The organism is Streptosporangium sp. OZ121, from assembly GCF_051918885.1.
Lineage (GTDB): Bacteria > Actinomycetota > Actinomycetes > Streptosporangiales > Streptosporangiaceae > Streptosporangium.
In genome coordinates, this window is sequence record NZ_JBPXMC010000002.1 from 374385 (window position 1) to 390284 (window position 15900).

Genomic DNA, 15900 nt, shown 5'->3' on the forward strand with positions numbered 1-15900 from the left:
ACATGCGGGCCCGGGGAGATCGGTGCGCGCGGAAACGCGAAAGGGCCCCGGGAGATCGCCGTCTCCCGGGGCCCCGGTTCACGACCGGCGGGGTCACGCCCCCCGGATCACCCGTTCCGCCGCCCTACCGGACGAACCTGCCGCGGACGTGCACCGGCACTCCCGTACCGAGCAGGCCGGGAAGGACCTCCGCCACGTGCATCGGCAGCCGTACGCAGCCGTGGGAGGCGGGCGCCAGCGGCACCGACAGCGCGCCGTGGAAGGCGATGCCCCCGTTGAAGAAGATCGGGTTGTAGAGCTGGCCGAGGTAGGACTTGTGCCAGCCGTCCCTGCGCCAGGTGGTCTTGTAGTCGCCCGTCGGCGTGCGGGCGTCGCCGCAGAACCGCTGGGCCCTGCCCTCCCAGGTGGCCGTCTCGCAGTAGGAGATCCCGCTGCCCGAGGAGGTGTGGCTGACCAGTTTCACCACACCGCCGACGTAGAGGACCATCACCTGCTTGGCGAGGTTGACCTCCACCCGGGTCGGCTTCCCGTTGGGCACGAGCACCTTCGGCGCCAGCGGGGTCTCCAGGGCGGCCCAGGTCCTGCGCGCCACGGTGCTGGTCGGGGTGATGCCGTTGACCTTCTGGAAGGCCCAGACCGCCGCCAGGGTCGCCCCGCCGTAGCGGCCGTCGATCCTGCCCGGGGCGTAGCCGAGCTCGGCCAGCCGGGTCTGGAGCACCTTCACCGTGGCGCCCTTCGCGCCGAGCTTGAGCGTCTTGCCCGGTGCGACGAACGGGCTCGCCCCCGTCGCCGTCACAGCCGTCACGGCCGAGACGGCAGGGGAAGCCGAGGTCTGGGCCGCGGCGGCGTCCGCGAAAAGGGTGACGCCCGCGGAAGAGAGGAGCACGGCCCCCGCCGTCATCAGCGCGGCCACTCCCTGCCGCTGTCCAACCCCCACTTTCAATCAACTCCTCATATCACTATGGATCAGGTCAAGGGACCATAGCGCACGGGTTCCCCGTGCAGGCCGCCGGTTATAAAGCGGCAATCAACGGTCAATCTGTTTAGAGTGGCCGCGTGCCAGAAAAGTTGCATCCGAACATCGAGAAGGTCGCCGCCGTCCTGCGCGAGCACGGCGTCCCCGGCGAGATCGTCGTCTTCGCGGAGGCCACCCCGACCGCCGCCACCGCGGCCGCGCAGCTCGGCTGCGACGTCGGCGCCATCGCCAACAGCCTGATATTCGACGCCGACGGCGAGCCGCTCCTGGTGCTGACCAGCGGAGCCCACCGGGTCGACACCGACCTGATCGCCAGGACGGCCGGCGCGGCGAAGGTGCGGCGCGCCGACCCCGCCTTCGTACGGGCGGCCACCGGCCAGGTCATCGGCGGCGTCGCCCCGATCGGCCACCCCGCGCCGGTCAGGACCCTGGTCGACACCTGGCTGGGCAAGCACGAGGTCGTCTGGGCCGCCGCCGGCCATCCGCACACCGTCTTCCCGACCTCCTTCGAGGAGCTCGTCCGCATCACCGGCGGGGTTCCCGTCGAGGTCGAATGACGGCCTTCGACTGACGGCCTTCAACGGCGCTTGAACGCCGCACTCGCAAGGCGCCGCACTCACCGAACCGCGCGACCACCGGACGCCGTGCCACCGGACGCCGTGGCCACCGGACGCCGCACTCCCGGGCCCCATGGCCCTCACGACCCCCGTGGCTCCCGTGGCCGCGGGACGCCGTGACCGTGACACGGCGCGCCCGGACCCCGTACACCCCCGCACGAGCCGTGCCTGGGCGGTCAGGACCCGTGCGGCCGGGTCAGGAGGCGAGCGGGACCGGCCGGTGAACCTCGTGGTGGACACCGGGTGCCGCGCTCTCGCCCCGTGCCGACCCGCGTCACGTTCGCACTGCTAGGGTGCGACGCGTGATCGGACTGCGACGGATCGGACCCGACGAGTTCAGGCTCCGGCTGGACGCGGTCCTCCACGTCTACACCGAGGCGATGAACCCGCCCGCCGACCAGATCGCCGGCCGCAGGCTCATCATGGGAAACCACGCCACCCACCCCGCCTTCACCTGCCTGTTCGCCGAGCTCGCCGACGGCACACCGGTGGGCATCGCCTACGGCTTCCACGGGGTTCCCGGCCAGTGGTGGCACGACGTGGTCAGGCGGGCCCTCGTGGAGAGACACGGCGAGGGCAGCGCCCGCGGCTGGCTGGGCGACGCGCTGGAGCTCGCCGAGATCCACGTCCACCCCGACTACCAGGGGAAGGGCATCGGCCGGGCGATGATCACGGGCATGTGCGCGGGCCGCCTGGAGCGCACCGCCGTGCTGTCGACCCGTGACCAGCCCACCGCGGCCCGGCACCTCTACCGGAGCATCGGCTTCGTGGACCTGCTCACGCAGTTCGTCTTTCCCGGCGGGCACGAGCGCTACGCGATCCTCGGGACCGTCCTGCCGCTGGACGGCTGAGCCACCGGCCGGAGCTCCTGGTCCCCGCAGGAACGCCGCCCTCCCCGGACGCCCCGCACCTGGGAGTCCCGCCCCGGGAGCCGGGCCACCCGGCCAGGCCGGACGCGCCGGGCGGGCCGCGAAGGGCCACAACGGGCCACGGTGACCGGGGCCCGGCCGGACAAGGACCACCCGCCGGCCGCCATGTCCCGGCGGGGGCGGGGCAGCGGGGACGCGGCGGCGTCAGACCGGCAGCGGGGCGGCCTTCTGCGTGTGGTCGAGGGCCTGGAAGACCTCTCGGGTCGCGCTGGAGCGGTTGAAGGTGATGAAGTGGATGCCGGGCGCCCCCTCGTCGAGCAGGGTCTGGCAGAGCTCGGCGGCGTGCTCGATGCCGAGGCTGCGCACGGCGGCCGGATCGTCGGCGACGGCCGCGAACCTCTCGGCCACCTCCGGCGGGAACGGGGCGCCGGAGAGCTGCTCGGACCTGGCGATGGTGCTCATCTGCGTGACGGGCATGATCCCGGGGATGATCGGCGTGTCACAGCCGCCGGCCGCCACCCGGTCGCGCAGCCGCAGGTAGTCCTCGGCGCGGAAGAACATCTGGGTGATCGCGTAGTCGGCGCCCGCGCGGCACTTGCGCACGAAGTACTCGGTGTCGGACTCGATCGAATCCGACCTGGGGTGCTTGTACGGGAAGGCGGCCACGCCCACGCAGAAGTCGCCGGACTGGCGGATGAGCCGGACCAGGTCCTCGGCGTACTGGACGCCCTCGGGGTGGCGCACCCACTCGCCCGTCACGTCGCCGGGCGGGTCGCCCCGCACGGCGAGGATGTTGCGCACGCCCGCCCCCGCGAAGCGGCCGATCAGGTGGCGCAGCTCGCGGACGGAGTGGTTGACGGCGGTGAAGTGGGCCACCGGGGTGAGCGTGGTCTCGTGGGCGATCCGCTCGACGATGTCGACGGTGCGGTCGCGGGTGCTGCCGCCCGCGCCGTAGGTGACGGACACGAAGGTGGGGTGCAGCGACTCCAGCTCACGGACGGCGCGCCAGAGCTGACGCTCTCCCTCGTCGGTCTTCGGAGGGGAGAACTCGAAGGAGAACGAGCGGGCACCGGCGGCGAGGAGTTCGCGGACGGTGGCGACACGATCGGGGAGGACAGATGCGCGACCCAGAGCCATGGGGCAAGGATACTTGCCCGGCCGCCCGGGTGCCCGGTCAGATCATCTCCGCCACCCGCAGAACGGCCCTGTGTCAATTATCGCGCAAATCAACCACCCCTCTAGATCGAAATGTCCTCTTGGACCGTTAATCTCATTACCTGACCTCCTCCCGCCGTCGAAGGCGGGGGATTCCGATTTTCATAGATTGGGTTTCCTGCCTCATCGCCAGTCGCAAGGAACCCGGAGGTGTCGTGCCTTACATCGGCTCCACAGGCGTTCCACCTCTCCGCCGGACCGGCGGAGAGGATCTTGTCGATCATGCGTACGGTGATCGGTGCGTCATCACCGCTGGTCACGCTGCCGCGACGCACGGCAACGTACCGCGTTTCCCCCCCAGAGCTGAAGCCCAGGGTCTCCACACTGGAGGTATTCGATGATCACTTCTGCAGCCGCGCTGGACACGATCCGGTCCGAGGTGGACCGCTCTCTTCGGCGATTCGTCGAACGGCAGCGCCCGCAGGTCAGCGCTCCGGAGCTGGCCCCGCTCATCTCGGCGGCCGAGGACTTCCTCGCGGGCGGCAAACGGCTGCGGCCCGCCTTCTGCTACTGGGGCTGGCGTGGCGCGGGCGGAGGTGACGATCCCGCGCTCTTCGCCGCCGCGGCCTCACTGGAGCTGCTCCAGGCCAGCGCCCTGGTGCACGACGACGTGATGGACGCCAGCGACCTGCGCCGGGGCATGCCCTCGGCGCACCGCAGGTTCGAGGGGCTGCACAGGGATGCGGGCTGGCACGGCTCGGCCGAGCAGTTCGGCGAGGGGGCGGCCATCCTGCTGGGCAACCTGATGCTCATCTGGTCCGGTGAGATGTGGCGGAACAGCGGCCTGCCGGCCGCCTCGCTGGCGGCGGCGCAGAAGGTCCACGACGACATGCGCACCGAGCTGATGTGCGGGCAGTACTTCGATCTGCTGGAGCAGGCGCACGGGGAGGGCACCTTCGACAGCGCGCTGCGGGTCGCCCTCTTCAAGAGCGGCAAGTACTCCGTGGAACAACCGCTCCGGCTCGGCCTGGTGCTGGCCGCCCGGGGCAGGGAGCCGTGGATCGACCGGCTCTGCGAGGAGTACGGGCAGTCCGTGGGCATCGCCTTCCAGTTGCGCGACGACATCCTCGGCGTGTTCGGCGACCCTGACGAGACCGGCAAACCGGCCGGCGACGATCTCCGCGAGGGCAAGCGGACCATGCTCATCGCCCGCACGCTGGCCGCGGCCTCGGAGTCGCAGGCCCAGGTGGTGCGCACCACGCTGGGCGACCCCGGCCTGGACGAGGCGGGGGTCGACCGGCTGCGCCGGATCATCGAGGAGACGGGGGCCCTCGTGGCGTGCGAGGACCTGATCAAGGGGTATCTGGAGAACGCCCTCGGCTCGCTGGAGGGCGCCCCGATCCTTCCCGAGGCCCGCGCGGCCCTGGCCGACCTCGCGGTGGCCGCCACCTCCCGGCGGACCTGACCGCGCGCCGGACGCACACCCGGCCGGCGGCGGGTTCGCCAACCGGCCGGTTGGCGAAAAAGCCCGCGGACAGGCCGGCCCGCGAAAAGGTCCGCGGACAGGCCGGTCCGCCCGGCAGGGGACGCGGTCCTCGCCGGGCGGAGGGGCCTCAGGCGGGGGCGGCCAGCCTCCGCTTGAACTCCTCGGCCGCCGCCTTGGGGTCGTCTGCCTCGGTGATCGCCCGCACGACCACGACCCGGCGCACGCCGTACGACATCACCTCGTCGAGGTTGGCGAGGTCGATGCCGCCGATGCCGAACCAGGGCCGGTCGGTCTCCAGGGCCGCGGCGTGCCTGAGCAGGCCGGGGCCCGGGGCGAACCTGCCGGGCTTGGTGGGCGTCGGCCAGATCGGGCCGCAGCAGAAGTAGTCGACACCGGGCTCGACGGCCGCGGCGGAGGCCTCCTCGGGGGCGTGAGTGGAACGCCCGATGAGGATGTCGTCGCCGAGCATGTCGCGCGCGACCCGCACCGGCAGATCATCCTGGCCGAGGTGGAGCACGTCGGGACGGATCGCGTAGGCGATGTCGGCCCTGTCGTTCACGGCCAGGAGGGTGCCGTGCCGGTCGCAGGCCTCGCGGAAGACGGCGAGGAGGTCGAGCTCCTCGCGCGCCTCAAGGCCCTTCTCGCGCAGTTGCACGATGTCGACCCCGCCCGCGAGGGCGGCGTCGAGGAAGTCCGCGAGGTCCCCCCGGTCCCGGCGCCCGTCCGTACAGAGATACAGGCGGGCGTCAGAAACCGAGGGCTTGAGCACGTCTCTTCACCTCGGTGTGGCGGCCCGCCAGGATCGCGTCGACCGGCGATCCCGGAAGCGTGTCGTCGGGGGTGAAAAGCCAGCGAAGGGATTCGACGTCGTCGTATCCGGCGTCCAGGAGCACCGTGAGGGTGCCGGGGAGGCCCTTGACGACGTCTCCGTCGGCGAGGAACGCGGCGGGGACCTGTGGCTCGCCACCGCCCCTGCGCACTCCGATGAGCTTGCGGTCCTTGAGAAGTTGCTTGGCGCGACCGGCGCTCAGGTTGAGCCTTCTGGCCACCTCGGTCAGGGTGAGCCACTCGCCCACCAGCTGGTCGGTTTCCCGGTCGATCTGCGCAACAGAAAGCGTCACGAATCCACCACTACCACATCGAGCCCTTCGCCAAACACCTGGCGGCGAGGTTACGCCACCGTACAATCGCGCAACGCTATCGCAGGGTCGGTGAGGCGATCGACGTCGAGGCGCTGCCCGCCCTCGATGAGGCGGCGCCCCTGGACCAGGTCGCGGGGGCGGTTGACGGAGAGCACCGCGGTGAGCCGGTCGTCCTCGGTCACCCAGCAGATCGCCCACCTGGGTTTTCCCTCGGCCGCCGGGTCGCCGCGCAGGATCAGGCGGGCGCCGTCGTGGTGGCCCGCGTACTGGACCATGTGGCCGAACTGCTCGGACCAGAAGTAGGGGACCGGGTCGTAGACCGCGGCGTCGCCGACGAGGGTGGCCGCCGCGACGTCCGGGGCGCCCAGGGCGGTGTCCCAGTGCTCGACACGGAGGCGGATGCCGTAGCGGCGCGACCACCAGGCCGCGCAGTCGCCCACCGCGACCACGCCGGGCAGCGAGGTGCGCAGGTGCTCGTCGGTGACCACGCCGTTGTCGAGCCTGATGCCGGACCCGGCCAGCCACTCGGTCGCGGGCCGCACGCCCACGCCGGTGACGACCACGTCGGCCTCGATCGCCGAGCCGTCGGCCAGGGTGAGCCCTCCGTGGTCGACGGAGGCGACCATCGTGCCCAGGCGCAGGTCGACGCCCGCCTCGGCGTACCAGGGGGCGGTGTACCCGCCGGCCTGGCCGAGCGCGGCGGCCAGCGGGGTGCCCGCGGCCTCGACGACCGTCACGGCGCAGCCGGCCCTGCGGGCGGCGGTGGCCACCTCGGCGCCGATCCAGCCCGCGCCGATGACGGCGACCGTGGTTCCCTCGCCGAGCAGTGAACGCAGCCGGAGCGCGTCGTCGATGGTGCGCACCACGTGCTGGGGGCCGTCCCCGCGCAGCCTGATCGGGCGGGCCCCGGTGGCGACGACCAGGCCCTCGTAGGCCAGCTCGCCCTCGGTGGTCTCGACCACGCCGGGGTGGAGCCCCTTGGCGGACACGCCCGCGCGGAAGTCGACCTCGAGCGCGTCGAGGTCGGAGTCGACGACCGTGGAGTCGGTCTCGCCGAGCAGCACCCCCTTGGACAGGGGCGGGCGGTCGTAGGGCCGGTGCCGTTCCTCTCCGATCAGGGTGATCCTGCCGCCGAACCCACGGGCCCGTAACGCCTCGACGCTGCGTACACCGGCCAGGCCGGCGCCAACCACCACGACATGATTCACACTTCCCGACCATAAGCGGGAACCCCGTACTCCTACCAACGGTCGTTGATAACGAAAACGGGATTTACCTCACATCTAACGCGCTAAGCGTGTTGTCCGAACCCTTAGGGTGGGGGGTGAAGACGCGCGGGAGCCCGGTACGCACCGGGCTGAGAGGAGGGCTGCGGGCGAAGAAGGACCCTGCGAGCCGGTGATGTGCGAGGAGACGCGCCCTGGGGCGCGATCGGGCACGGCACGGGCGAGCGAGGTCCGGACAGCGGCCGCGAGCGAGCCCTCGACCGCCACGAACCTGATCCGGGTCATGCCGGCGAAGGGAGCGGAGCACGTATGGCGGACCATTTCGATCTTCTCGTCGCCGGCGGGGGCGTGATCGGCCTGTCGGTGGCGTGGCGCGCCGCCCGCCGGGGCCTGAGGGTGGCGGTGGCCGACCCCGCACCGGCCTCCGGCGCCTCGCACGCGGCGGCGGGCATGCTCGCCCCGGTCAGCGAGGTCACCTACACCGAGGAGCCGCTGCTGCGGCTGGGCCTGGCCTCCCTGGAGCGCTGGCCCGCCTTCGCCGCCGAACTGGCGGACGCGAGCGGGCACGATCTCGACTACCGCACCGACGGCACCCTCGACGTCGCCTTCGGCTCCGACGACCTGGCCGCGCTGGACGACCTCGCCGCCTTCACCGCCAGGCTGGGACTGCCCGCCGAGCGGCTCACCGGCCGCGAGTGCCGCCGCCTGGAGCCCATGCTGGCCCCCGCCGTCCGGGGCGGCCTGCTGGCCGGCGGCGACGCCTGGGTGGACCCCAGGAGGGTCACCGCGGCACTCCTGGCGGCCCTGGAGCGTACGGGCGGCGCCCTGGTGCGCGCCCGCGTGGCCGAGCTGCTCACGTCCTCGGGAACGGTCACCGGAGTACGCCTGGCGGGTGGCGAGACCGTCGGTGCCGGCCTGGTGGTCCTCGCCACGGGAGCCTGGTCGGGCTCCCTGGAGGGGGTGCCCCCGGAGGCGCTGCCCCCGGTGCGGCCCGTCAAGGGCCAGATCATGCGGCTGCGCTCTCCCGCGCCGATCCTGCGGCGGTGCGTGCGCGGGGTCGTCCACGGCTCGCACGTCTACCTGGTGCCGCGCGGCGACGGCGAGACGGTCCTCGGCGCCACCCAGGAGGAGATGGGCTTCGACACCCGTGTCACCGCCGGGGGGCTGTGGGAGCTGCTGCGCGACGCGCGGGAGCTCGTCCCCGGGGTGACCGAGCTGGAGGTGTCCGAGGTGGCCGCGGGACTGCGCCCCGGCACCCCGGACAACCTGCCGCTGATCGGCCCCACGATCGTGCCCGGTCTCCACCTGGCCACCGGCCACCACCGGGGCGGGGTCCTGCTCGCGCCGCTCACCGCCGACCTCTGCGTGAGCGAGACGGGTGAGGGGGGCGGGACGGGTGAGCCGGACCCGGGGCTCGCCGCGGTCTGCTCTCCCCTCCGCTTCCGGGAGCCGGGTTCCCGGGAGCACACCCCCCACAAGCACGGCTCCCAGGAGCACACCCCACAGGAGCGCGCCCTCCGGGAGCGCGGCTCCCGGGAACACCCGCCGCGGGAACACCGCCTCCGGGAGCACACACCTCAGGAGTACCGATGAACGTGACCATCAACGGCGCCGCGCACGAGTTGCCCTCGGGGGCGACCGTCGCGCAGGCCGTGCGGCGGCTGACCGACGTGCGGAGCGGGGTGGCCGTCGCGGTGAACGACGAGGTCGTCTCGCGCGGCGCCTGGGAGTCCACGGCGCTCGCGGAGGCCGACCGCGTCGAGGTGCTCACCGCGGTTCAGGGAGGGTGACGGGCGATGACGAACATGACTGACATGACTGACGCAGCTGACATGACGGGTATGGCGGGCATGGCGGACGAGCTGATCATCGGCGGCGAGAAGTTCTCCTCCCGCCTGATCATGGGCACCGGGGGCGCCCCCTCCCTGGAGATCCTCGACCAGGCGCTCGCCGCCTCGGGGACCGAGCTGACCACGGTCGCGATGCGGCGGCTCGACCCGGCCGCGCGGGGCTCGGTGCTCGACGTGCTGCGCCGGCGCGACATCAAGGTGCTGCCGAACACCGCGGGCTGCTTCACCGCCGGTGAGGCCGTGCTGACCGCCAGGCTGGCCAGGGAGGCGCTGGAGACGAACTGGGTCAAGCTGGAGGTCATCGCCGACGAGCGCACCCTGCTGCCCGACCCCATCGAGACCTTCGACGCGGCGGAGCGGCTGGTCGCCGACGGGTTCACGGTGCTGCCCTACATCGGCGACGACCCCGTGCTGGCGCGCAGGCTGGAGCAGGCGGGCTGCGCGGCGGTGATGCCGCTGGGCGCGCCGATCGGCTCGGGGCTGGGCATCCGCAACCCGCACAACATCGAACTGATCGTGGAGTTCGCGAGCGTGCCGGTGATCCTGGACGCCGGGATCGGCACGGCCAGCGACGCGGCGCTCGCCATGGAGCTGGGTTGCGACGCGGTCCTGCTGGCCACGGCGGTCACCCGCGCGCAGCGTCCTGACCTGATGGCCCGGGCGATGCGCTCGGCCGTCTCCGCGGGCCGGGCGGCCCGTATGGCCGGGCGGATACCCCGGCGTCGCTACGCGGAAGCCTCCTCTCCCTCGATCGACAGCACGCCGGTGGTTCATCGATAGAAAACCACCACGTCTCGGCATCGGTTTGGGATTCGGGGATCCTGTCGGCGCCAAATCGCCCGTAAACTCGGCCACGTGGACACGACGCTTACGGACCCCCTGGTCGGGAAACTCCTCGACGGGCGTTACCGCGTCGAGTCCCGGATCGCCCGGGGCGGAATGGCGACCGTCTATCTGGCCCTGGACGTCCGGCTCGACCGCACGGTCGCCGTCAAGGTGATGCACCGCTCGCTCGCCGAGGACCCCGCCTTCGTGCGGCGCTTCATCGGCGAGGCCAAGTCGGTGGCGAGCCTGTCGCACCCCAACGTGGTGCACGTGTTCGACCAGGGCACGGACGGCGACAACGTCTACCTCTCGATGGAGTACGTGCCGGGGCGGACCCTGCGCGACGTGCTCCGCGCCCGGGGCAGGCTGCCCGCCCGCGAGGCGCTGGAGGTCATGATCCCCGTCCTCGCCGCGCTGGGCGCCGCCCACCAGTCCGGCCTCATCCACCGGGACGTCAAGCCGGAGAACGTGCTGCTCGCCGACGACGGCCGGGTCAAGGTCGTCGACTTCGGCCTGGCCCGTGCGATCGAGGCGAGCAACCAGACGCGCACGGGTGTCATGATCGGCACCATCGGCTACATGTCGCCCGAGCAGGTGACCTCCGGCGGCGCCGACGCCCGCAGCGACGTCTACGCGGCCGGCATCATGCTGTTCGAGCTCCTGACCGGCCGCCAGCCGTACGAGGGCGAGACCCCGATGTCGGTGGCCTACCGGCACGTGCACGACACGGTGCCCGTGCCCTCGGCGCTGCTGCCCGGCTCCTCCCCGCTGCTCGACACGCTGGTGGCCAGGGCGACGGCCCGCGACCCCGCCAACCGTCCGGCGGACGCCACCGCGCTGCTGGTCGCCGCCGTCGAGGCGCACCGGATGCTGCCCAGGGAGAGCGGACCGGTGCCGTCGGTCCCCGTCGGCCCGCCGCACGGCCACGAGATGGTGGCGCCCGCGCCCCCCGCCCCGGCCAACCACACGCTGATCCAGCCCCGCGCCGACCTGCTCACCGGCCCGGCCGGCGACCGCCCCGAGGCCGCCCCCAGGGCGCGCGGGGGGTCGGGGGCCCGCTGGTTCCTGATCGGGCTGGCCGTGGTCATGGTGATCGCGGTGGGGGTGACCGGCTGGCTGTTCTCGCAGAACACCTCCATCGTGGTGCCCGCCACCCTGGTGGGCAAGAACATCATGGCCGCCGCCGGCGAGGCCAAGCGGAGCGGCTTCACGGTCGAGACGGGCAAGGCCGAGCACGACGAGAAGGTTCCCAAGGGGATCGTGCTGCGCACCGAGCCCGCGGCGGGCACCGAGGCCGAGCCGAACAGCAAGCTGATCCTCATCGCCTCGGCCGGCCCCAAGCGGGTGGCGGTGCCCAACGTGGTGGGGATGACCGAACCGCAGGCCAGGAGCAAGCTGGCGGAGTCCTCCCTCCTCGTCGACGACGTCAGGAAGCAGGCCAGCGAGACCGTGCCGCGCGGCCAGGTGATGCGGACCATCCCCGCCGTGGGAAACCCGGTCAAGGAGAACAGCAAGCTCGACCTGGTCGTGAGCGCGGGCCTGGTCATGCCCGACCTCAGGGGAATGCCCCGCGACCAGGCCGACGCGGTGCTGCGCGGGGACGGGTTCGTTCCCGAGTTCGTCGAGCAGACCGACTCCGCCCAGCCGTGCACCGTCATCGCCCAGGACCCGCTGCCCAGGGCCGAGGTCGACAGGGGTGCCGTGGTCCGGCTGACCCTGTCGCAGTGCGGCGGCGACTGGCGCTGGCCCTGGGAGCGCGAGGGCGAGCCACCACCCGGCGACGACCAGAAGATCGTGGTGATCCCGAACATCGTGTTCAAGGACTACCGGGCGGCGAGGGACGAGCTGCGCGCCGCGGGAGTCACGGTGAAGCTGAGGCGCACCCTGGGCAAGGGCAGGGTGCTGGCCCAGGTTCCGCCGGGCGGCCAGGCGGTCCCGCCCGGCACCGAGGTCACCATCTGGTACTGACTCTCCGGCACCGGGGCGGGATCAGCCCCCGGTCTCGGCGAGGAAGCCGTGCAGGCGGATCCGGGCCAGGCCGCCGTCGGGATGGATGTCGACCCTGGCGTACGTGGCCGCGGGCGCGTCCCGGATGCGGAAGCGGTGCCGGGTGTCGGGCAGCAGGCGGGTCCTGGGCAGCAGCGGGAACCAGGTGGTGCCGTCCGCGCTGCCCGTGACGGAGACCTCGGCGGGGGCGTTGAACACCAGGTTGGTGGTGTCGATCTCGGCGAGGCTGACGACGCCGGGGCCCGCCAGGCGGATCACCAGCCAGTCGTTGCCGTCGTCGCGGCGGCGGGCGGTCTCCCAGCCCTCGGCCTGGTGGCGGGCGAGGCCGGGTGAGATGGCGTTGTTGGGCGAGGAGTAGAACTCGTCGGAGCACGCGGTGACGAGCGCGCCGTTCTCCAGGGCGGCCAGGTCCAGGCCGAGTCCCTCGTACAGGGACAGGTCGGGTCTGACCTCGCCGTGCACCCGCAGGCGGGCGATGCCCCCGTCGGGGAACATGTTCAGCCGTACGTGCGTGTAGCGGCGCTCGCCGGGCACCGCGAAGAGGTGCTCGGCGTCCCCCTTCAGCTCGCTCCTGGGAACGATCTCCGTCCAGCCGGCCGTCTCCAGCTCGGCGACCGTGGGGTAGCCCTCGACCTCGGCGGCCTCGACGGAGGCGTACGGCGGGTAGTTGCCCTTGAACCAGGCGGTGTCGATCACGACGCCCCTGATCACCCCGGGCATGCCGAGCCTGACCAGGGCCCAGTCGTGGCCGGGCTCGCGGCGCCTGCGGGTCTCCCAGCCGTCGTAGACCTGGCCCTTGGCCCCGAAGGTGTGCGGCATGAAGCCGGGGCGGCCCGGCCTGATGAGACTCTCCTTCTCGGCGAAGGACTCGTCGTTGGCCGCGATGACCGAGCCGCCGAGGGTGCGCAGGGCGAGGTCGGGCAGTGCGGTGAATCCGATCGTGAACTCGGTCAAGGAGAGAACCTTTCTCGCGGGGAGCCGGCCCGGCCACCGGGGTCGTTCCACGGTCCTTCGGGTCCCGACGGCCCTACAGGAGGGCGCCCCGGGGTTCCCTACCCACGGCCCGGCCGCGCAGCCACGTCGTGCGCACCTCCCCCACCAGCGTCCTGCCGTGGTAGGGCGTGACCGGATTCCTGTGGTGCAGGGCGGAGACGTCCACGGTGTGGACGGCGTCGGGGTCGAAGGCGACGAGGTCGGCGTCCGCACCCACCGCGATCGCGCCCTTGCCGCGCAGCCCGGCCAGCTCGGCCGGGTTTCCCGCCATCCAGCGCACGACGTCGCCCAGGTCGTGCCCGCGCCGCGCCGCCTCGGTCCAGACGGCGGTCAGGCCGAGCTGGAGGGAGGAGATCCCGCCCCAGGCGGCGGCGAAGTCGGGCACCTTCAGGTCGGGGGTGGACGGCGAGTGGTCGGAGACGACGCAGCCGAGCACCCCGTCGGCGAGCCCGCGCCAGAGCTCGTCTCGGTTGGCCGAGGAGCGGATCGGCGGGCAGCACTTGAACTGGGTGGCGCCCTCGGGCACCTCCTCGGCCATCAGCGTGAGGTAGTGCGGGCAGGTCTCCGCGGTGAGCCGCACCCCCTCCCGCCGGGCCTTCGCCAGCGGTTCCAGGCACAATGCGGACGACACGTGCAGGATGTGCGCCCGCACCCCGGTCTCCCCCGCCAGCGCGGCGACCCGTTCGACGGCGCGGCGCTCGGCCTCTCCCGGCCGGGAGTCGAGGAACTCCGGGTATCCCGGCCCCTCGGGGTCGGCGAGCAGCGCGGGGTCCTCGGCGTGGACGACCAGCAGGCCGTCGAAGGAGGCGATCTCCACCATGGCGGCCCGCAGGCCGTCCGCGTCCAGCGGCGGGAACTCGTCCACGCCCGACGGGGACAGGAAGCACTTGAACCCGCGTACGCCCGCCTCGTGCAGCGCCCGCAGGTCCCCGACGTTGCCGGGGACGGCCCCGCCCCAGAAGGCGACGTCCACCGCGCACTGCCCGTCCGCGGCCCTCCGCTTCACGGCCAGGGCGTCCGCGTTCACGGTCGGCGGCAGCGAGTTGAGCGGCATGTCCACGATCGTGGTCACCCCGCCCGCCGCGGCCGCCCGGGTGGCGGAGGCGAACCCCTCCCAGTGGGTGCGGCCGGGCTCGTTGACGTGCACGTGGGTGTCGACCAGGCCGGGCAGCAGCGCGACGTCGCCGAGGTCGACCCGCTCGACGGCGTCCGGCCCGGCGTCGTGGGCGTGCACCCCGACGATCCTCCCGTCCCGTACGGCGACCGCCGCCGGTTCCTCTCCCCCGGGCAGCACGACCCTGCGGGACCGGATGACCAGATCCGGTACGTCCTCAGCCCCTGCGCTCATCCGCTCTCCGTCCTCGCCGTCTGTCAAAGGTGCCTTTCCGCGACCCTGCGGGCGAGCCGCTCCAGCAGCGGGCCCGCCTGGGACATGCACACGGCCGGGTCGGGCTCGATGTCGGTGAGCGCGTAGGCGGCCGTGATGCCCGCCGCGTTCAGCTCCTCGTCGCCGAGGCTGCGGCGCCCGCAGACCGCGACGACCGGGACCCCCGCCTTGGCCGCGGCGCTCGCCACCCCGGCGGGTGCCTTGCCGCGCAGCGTCTGCTCGTCGAGCGAGCCCTCACCGGTGACGACGAGGCGCGCGCCCTCGAGCCGGTCGCGGAAGCCGAGCAGTTCCAGGAGATAGTCGATGCCCGGGCGGAAGTCGGCGGCCAGGAAGGCCAGCGCGGCGAAGCCCACTCCTCCCGCGGCGCCCGCGCCCGGCTGCCCGGCCACGCCCATCGAGCGGACGACGCCGTCGTGCTCGATGGCCCCGACCAGGCCGTGGGTGTGCGCGGCGACGGCGGCGAGCCGGGCGAGGGCCCGGTCGAGCAGCCGCACGTCGTCGGGGCTCGCGCCCTTCTGCGGTCCGTACACGGCGGCGGCGCCGTGCGGGCCGAGCAGCGGGTTGTCCACGTCGCCCGCGACCACGAACTCGACCCCGTCAACGGCGATGAGTCCTGAGGTGTCGATTCTCGCCAGGTCGCGGAGGGCCGCTCCCCCGAAGGGGAGTTCCCACCCCTCGGCGTCCAGGAAGCGGACGCCGAGCGCCCGCATCATGCCCGTGCCGCCGTCGGTGCAGGCACTGCCGCCGAGGCCGAGCACGACCCGCCGGGCCCCGCGCCGTACGGCGTGGGCGATCAGCTCGCCGGTGCCGTGGCTGGTCGCGGTGAGCGGGGCCAGCTCGACGCCCTCGTGGGCGGGCGATCCCGCCGGGGCGGCGGGCCCGGAGGCGACCGGCAGCCGCCGCAGGCCGGACGCCTCGGCCAGCTCGACGACCGCCGTCGGCACGTCCGCCCCCGGAGCACCGCCCTCCGGCGGGGAGGCGTCGCGCCAGGCGTAGGAGGCGAGGACCGGTACGCCGACGGGACCGGTGACCTCGGTCTCGACGCGGGTGAAACCGCAGGCCACGACGGCGTCCACGGTGCCGTCACCGCCGTCGGCCACCGGCAGCGCGACCGTGGCGACGCCGGGCCCGAGACCCGCCGCGATCCGCGCGGCGACCTCGGCACCGGTCAGCGAACCCTTGAACTTGTCCGGGGCGATCACGACGTGTCCCGACGACTCAGACAACCCTGCTCCCTGGTGACGGATGGGGGGCACGCGTTCCCGGCCGGTACGAGCGGACGGGAGGCGGATGCCGGACCCCGGTGAGACGGAGCACCATCTTGACATCCGCCCCCGGACGCCCCGGACGCCCGGCCCCTCCCCCCG

At 73.0% G+C, this 15900-nt stretch carries 15 protein-coding genes; 7 read left to right on the forward strand and 8 right to left on the reverse strand.

Annotation, left to right across the window (positions count from 1 at the left end):
* Nucleotides 1-124: 124 nt before the first annotated feature.
* The gene (locus tag ACTOQ1_RS06515) at nt 125-937 is read right to left on the reverse strand and encodes a L,D-transpeptidase family protein (protein WP_440065162.1); all 813 of its coding nucleotides are present in this window, start codon (nt 935-937) and stop codon (nt 125-127) included.
* A gap of 119 nt (nt 938-1056) precedes the next feature.
* On the opposite strand from ACTOQ1_RS06515, the gene ACTOQ1_RS06520 reads away from it, so the two are divergent.
* On the forward strand, nt 1057-1533 hold the full coding sequence (locus tag ACTOQ1_RS06520) for a YbaK/EbsC family protein (protein WP_440065163.1): 477 nt from the start codon (nt 1057-1059) through the stop codon (nt 1531-1533).
* A 362-nt stretch (nt 1534-1895) separates the two neighbouring features.
* Nucleotides 1896-2444 carry a GNAT family N-acetyltransferase gene (locus ACTOQ1_RS06525; protein ID WP_440065164.1) on the forward strand — a complete coding sequence of 183 codons (549 nt, stop codon included), beginning with the start codon at nt 1896-1898 and terminating at the stop codon, nt 2442-2444.
* Between the two features lie 222 nt (nt 2445-2666).
* Here the strand turns inward: ACTOQ1_RS06525 and metF are convergent, their stop codons facing one another.
* Nucleotides 2667-3599 (reverse strand): methylenetetrahydrofolate reductase [NAD(P)H], encoded by a 933-nt coding sequence (metF, locus tag ACTOQ1_RS06530; protein ID WP_440065165.1) that lies wholly within the window; start codon nt 3597-3599, stop codon nt 2667-2669.
* Between the two features lie 415 nt (nt 3600-4014).
* Here metF and ACTOQ1_RS06535 point away from each other — a divergent pair, with 415 nt between their 5' ends.
* Complete coding sequence (locus ACTOQ1_RS06535) at nt 4015-5082, forward strand: polyprenyl synthetase family protein (RefSeq protein ID WP_440065167.1); 1068 nt, start codon at nt 4015-4017, stop codon at nt 5080-5082.
* A 148-nt stretch (nt 5083-5230) separates the two neighbouring features.
* Here the strand turns inward: ACTOQ1_RS06535 and thiE are convergent, their stop codons facing one another.
* The 3 genes from thiE to ACTOQ1_RS06550 are packed head-to-tail and all read right to left on the reverse strand — an operon-like array spanning nt 5231 to nt 7441.
* Complete coding sequence (gene thiE, locus ACTOQ1_RS06540) at nt 5231-5872, reverse strand: thiamine phosphate synthase (protein WP_440065168.1); 642 nt, start codon at nt 5870-5872, stop codon at nt 5231-5233.
* Nucleotides 5850-6224, reverse strand: a complete 375-nt coding sequence (locus tag ACTOQ1_RS06545) for an Rv2175c family DNA-binding protein (RefSeq protein WP_362676524.1) — start codon at nt 6222-6224, stop codon at nt 5850-5852. The genes thiE and ACTOQ1_RS06545 overlap by 23 nt, the downstream gene beginning before the upstream one ends.
* 50 nt (nt 6225-6274) lie before the next feature.
* A complete protein-coding gene (locus ACTOQ1_RS06550) occupies nt 6275-7441 on the reverse strand; it encodes an NAD(P)/FAD-dependent oxidoreductase (protein ID WP_440065465.1) in 1167 nt (388 codons plus the stop codon).
* Between the two features lie 339 nt (nt 7442-7780).
* On the opposite strand from ACTOQ1_RS06550, the gene thiO reads away from it, so the two are divergent.
* The 4 genes from thiO to pknB all read left to right on the forward strand — a co-directional run bounded on the left by thiO (nt 7781) and on the right by pknB (nt 12114).
* Nucleotides 7781-9064: a glycine oxidase ThiO gene (gene thiO, locus ACTOQ1_RS06555; RefSeq protein WP_440065170.1), complete on the forward strand. Its 1284-nt coding sequence runs from the start codon at nt 7781-7783 to the stop codon at nt 9062-9064.
* On the forward strand, nt 9061-9261 hold the full coding sequence (gene thiS, locus ACTOQ1_RS06560) for a sulfur carrier protein ThiS (protein ID WP_440065172.1): 201 nt from the start codon (nt 9061-9063) through the stop codon (nt 9259-9261). Before thiO ends, thiS begins: the two co-directional genes overlap by 4 nt.
* 24 nt (nt 9262-9285) lie before the next feature.
* Entirely contained in the window at nt 9286-10101 is an 816-nt protein-coding gene (locus ACTOQ1_RS06565; protein ID WP_440065173.1) for a thiazole synthase, read from the forward strand.
* A gap of 75 nt (nt 10102-10176) precedes the next feature.
* Entirely contained in the window at nt 10177-12114 is a 1938-nt protein-coding gene (gene pknB, locus ACTOQ1_RS06570; RefSeq protein WP_440065174.1) for a Stk1 family PASTA domain-containing Ser/Thr kinase, read from the forward strand.
* 21 nt (nt 12115-12135) lie between these two features.
* Here the strand turns inward: pknB and alc are convergent, their stop codons facing one another.
* The 3 genes from alc to ACTOQ1_RS06585 all read right to left on the reverse strand — a co-directional run bounded on the left by alc (nt 12136) and on the right by ACTOQ1_RS06585 (nt 15759).
* Nucleotides 12136-13107 carry an allantoicase gene (gene alc, locus ACTOQ1_RS06575; RefSeq protein WP_440065175.1) on the reverse strand — a complete coding sequence of 324 codons (972 nt, stop codon included), beginning with the start codon at nt 13105-13107 and terminating at the stop codon, nt 12136-12138.
* Nucleotides 13108-13180: 73 nt separating this feature from the next.
* Entirely contained in the window at nt 13181-14494 is a 1314-nt protein-coding gene (gene allB, locus ACTOQ1_RS06580) for an allantoinase AllB (RefSeq protein ID WP_440065176.1), read from the reverse strand.
* Nucleotides 14495-14517: 23 nt separating this feature from the next.
* Nucleotides 14518-15759, reverse strand: coding sequence for a glycerate kinase (locus ACTOQ1_RS06585; RefSeq protein ID WP_440065178.1), 1242 nt, complete (start codon nt 15757-15759; stop codon nt 14518-14520).
* Nucleotides 15760-15900 lie beyond the last annotated feature (141 nt).

Bases quoted from the DNA above. Each gene is read 5' to 3' on its own strand.
- metF (WP_440065165.1), bottom strand. From the start codon at position 3,599: ATGGCTCTGGGTCGCGCATCTGTCCTCCCCGATCGTGTCGCCACCGTC.
- ACTOQ1_RS06535 (WP_440065167.1), top strand. From the start codon at position 4,015: ATGATCACTTCTGCAGCCGCGCTGGACACGATCCGGTCCGAGGTGGAC.
- thiO (WP_440065170.1), top strand. From the start codon at position 7,781: ATGGCGGACCATTTCGATCTTCTCGTCGCCGGCGGGGGCGTGATCGGC.
- thiS (WP_440065172.1), top strand. From the start codon at position 9,061: ATGAACGTGACCATCAACGGCGCCGCGCACGAGTTGCCCTCGGGGGCG.
- ACTOQ1_RS06565 (WP_440065173.1), top strand. From the start codon at position 9,286: ATGACTGACGCAGCTGACATGACGGGTATGGCGGGCATGGCGGACGAG.
- allB (WP_440065176.1), bottom strand. From the start codon at position 14,494: ATGAGCGCAGGGGCTGAGGACGTACCGGATCTGGTCATCCGGTCCCGC.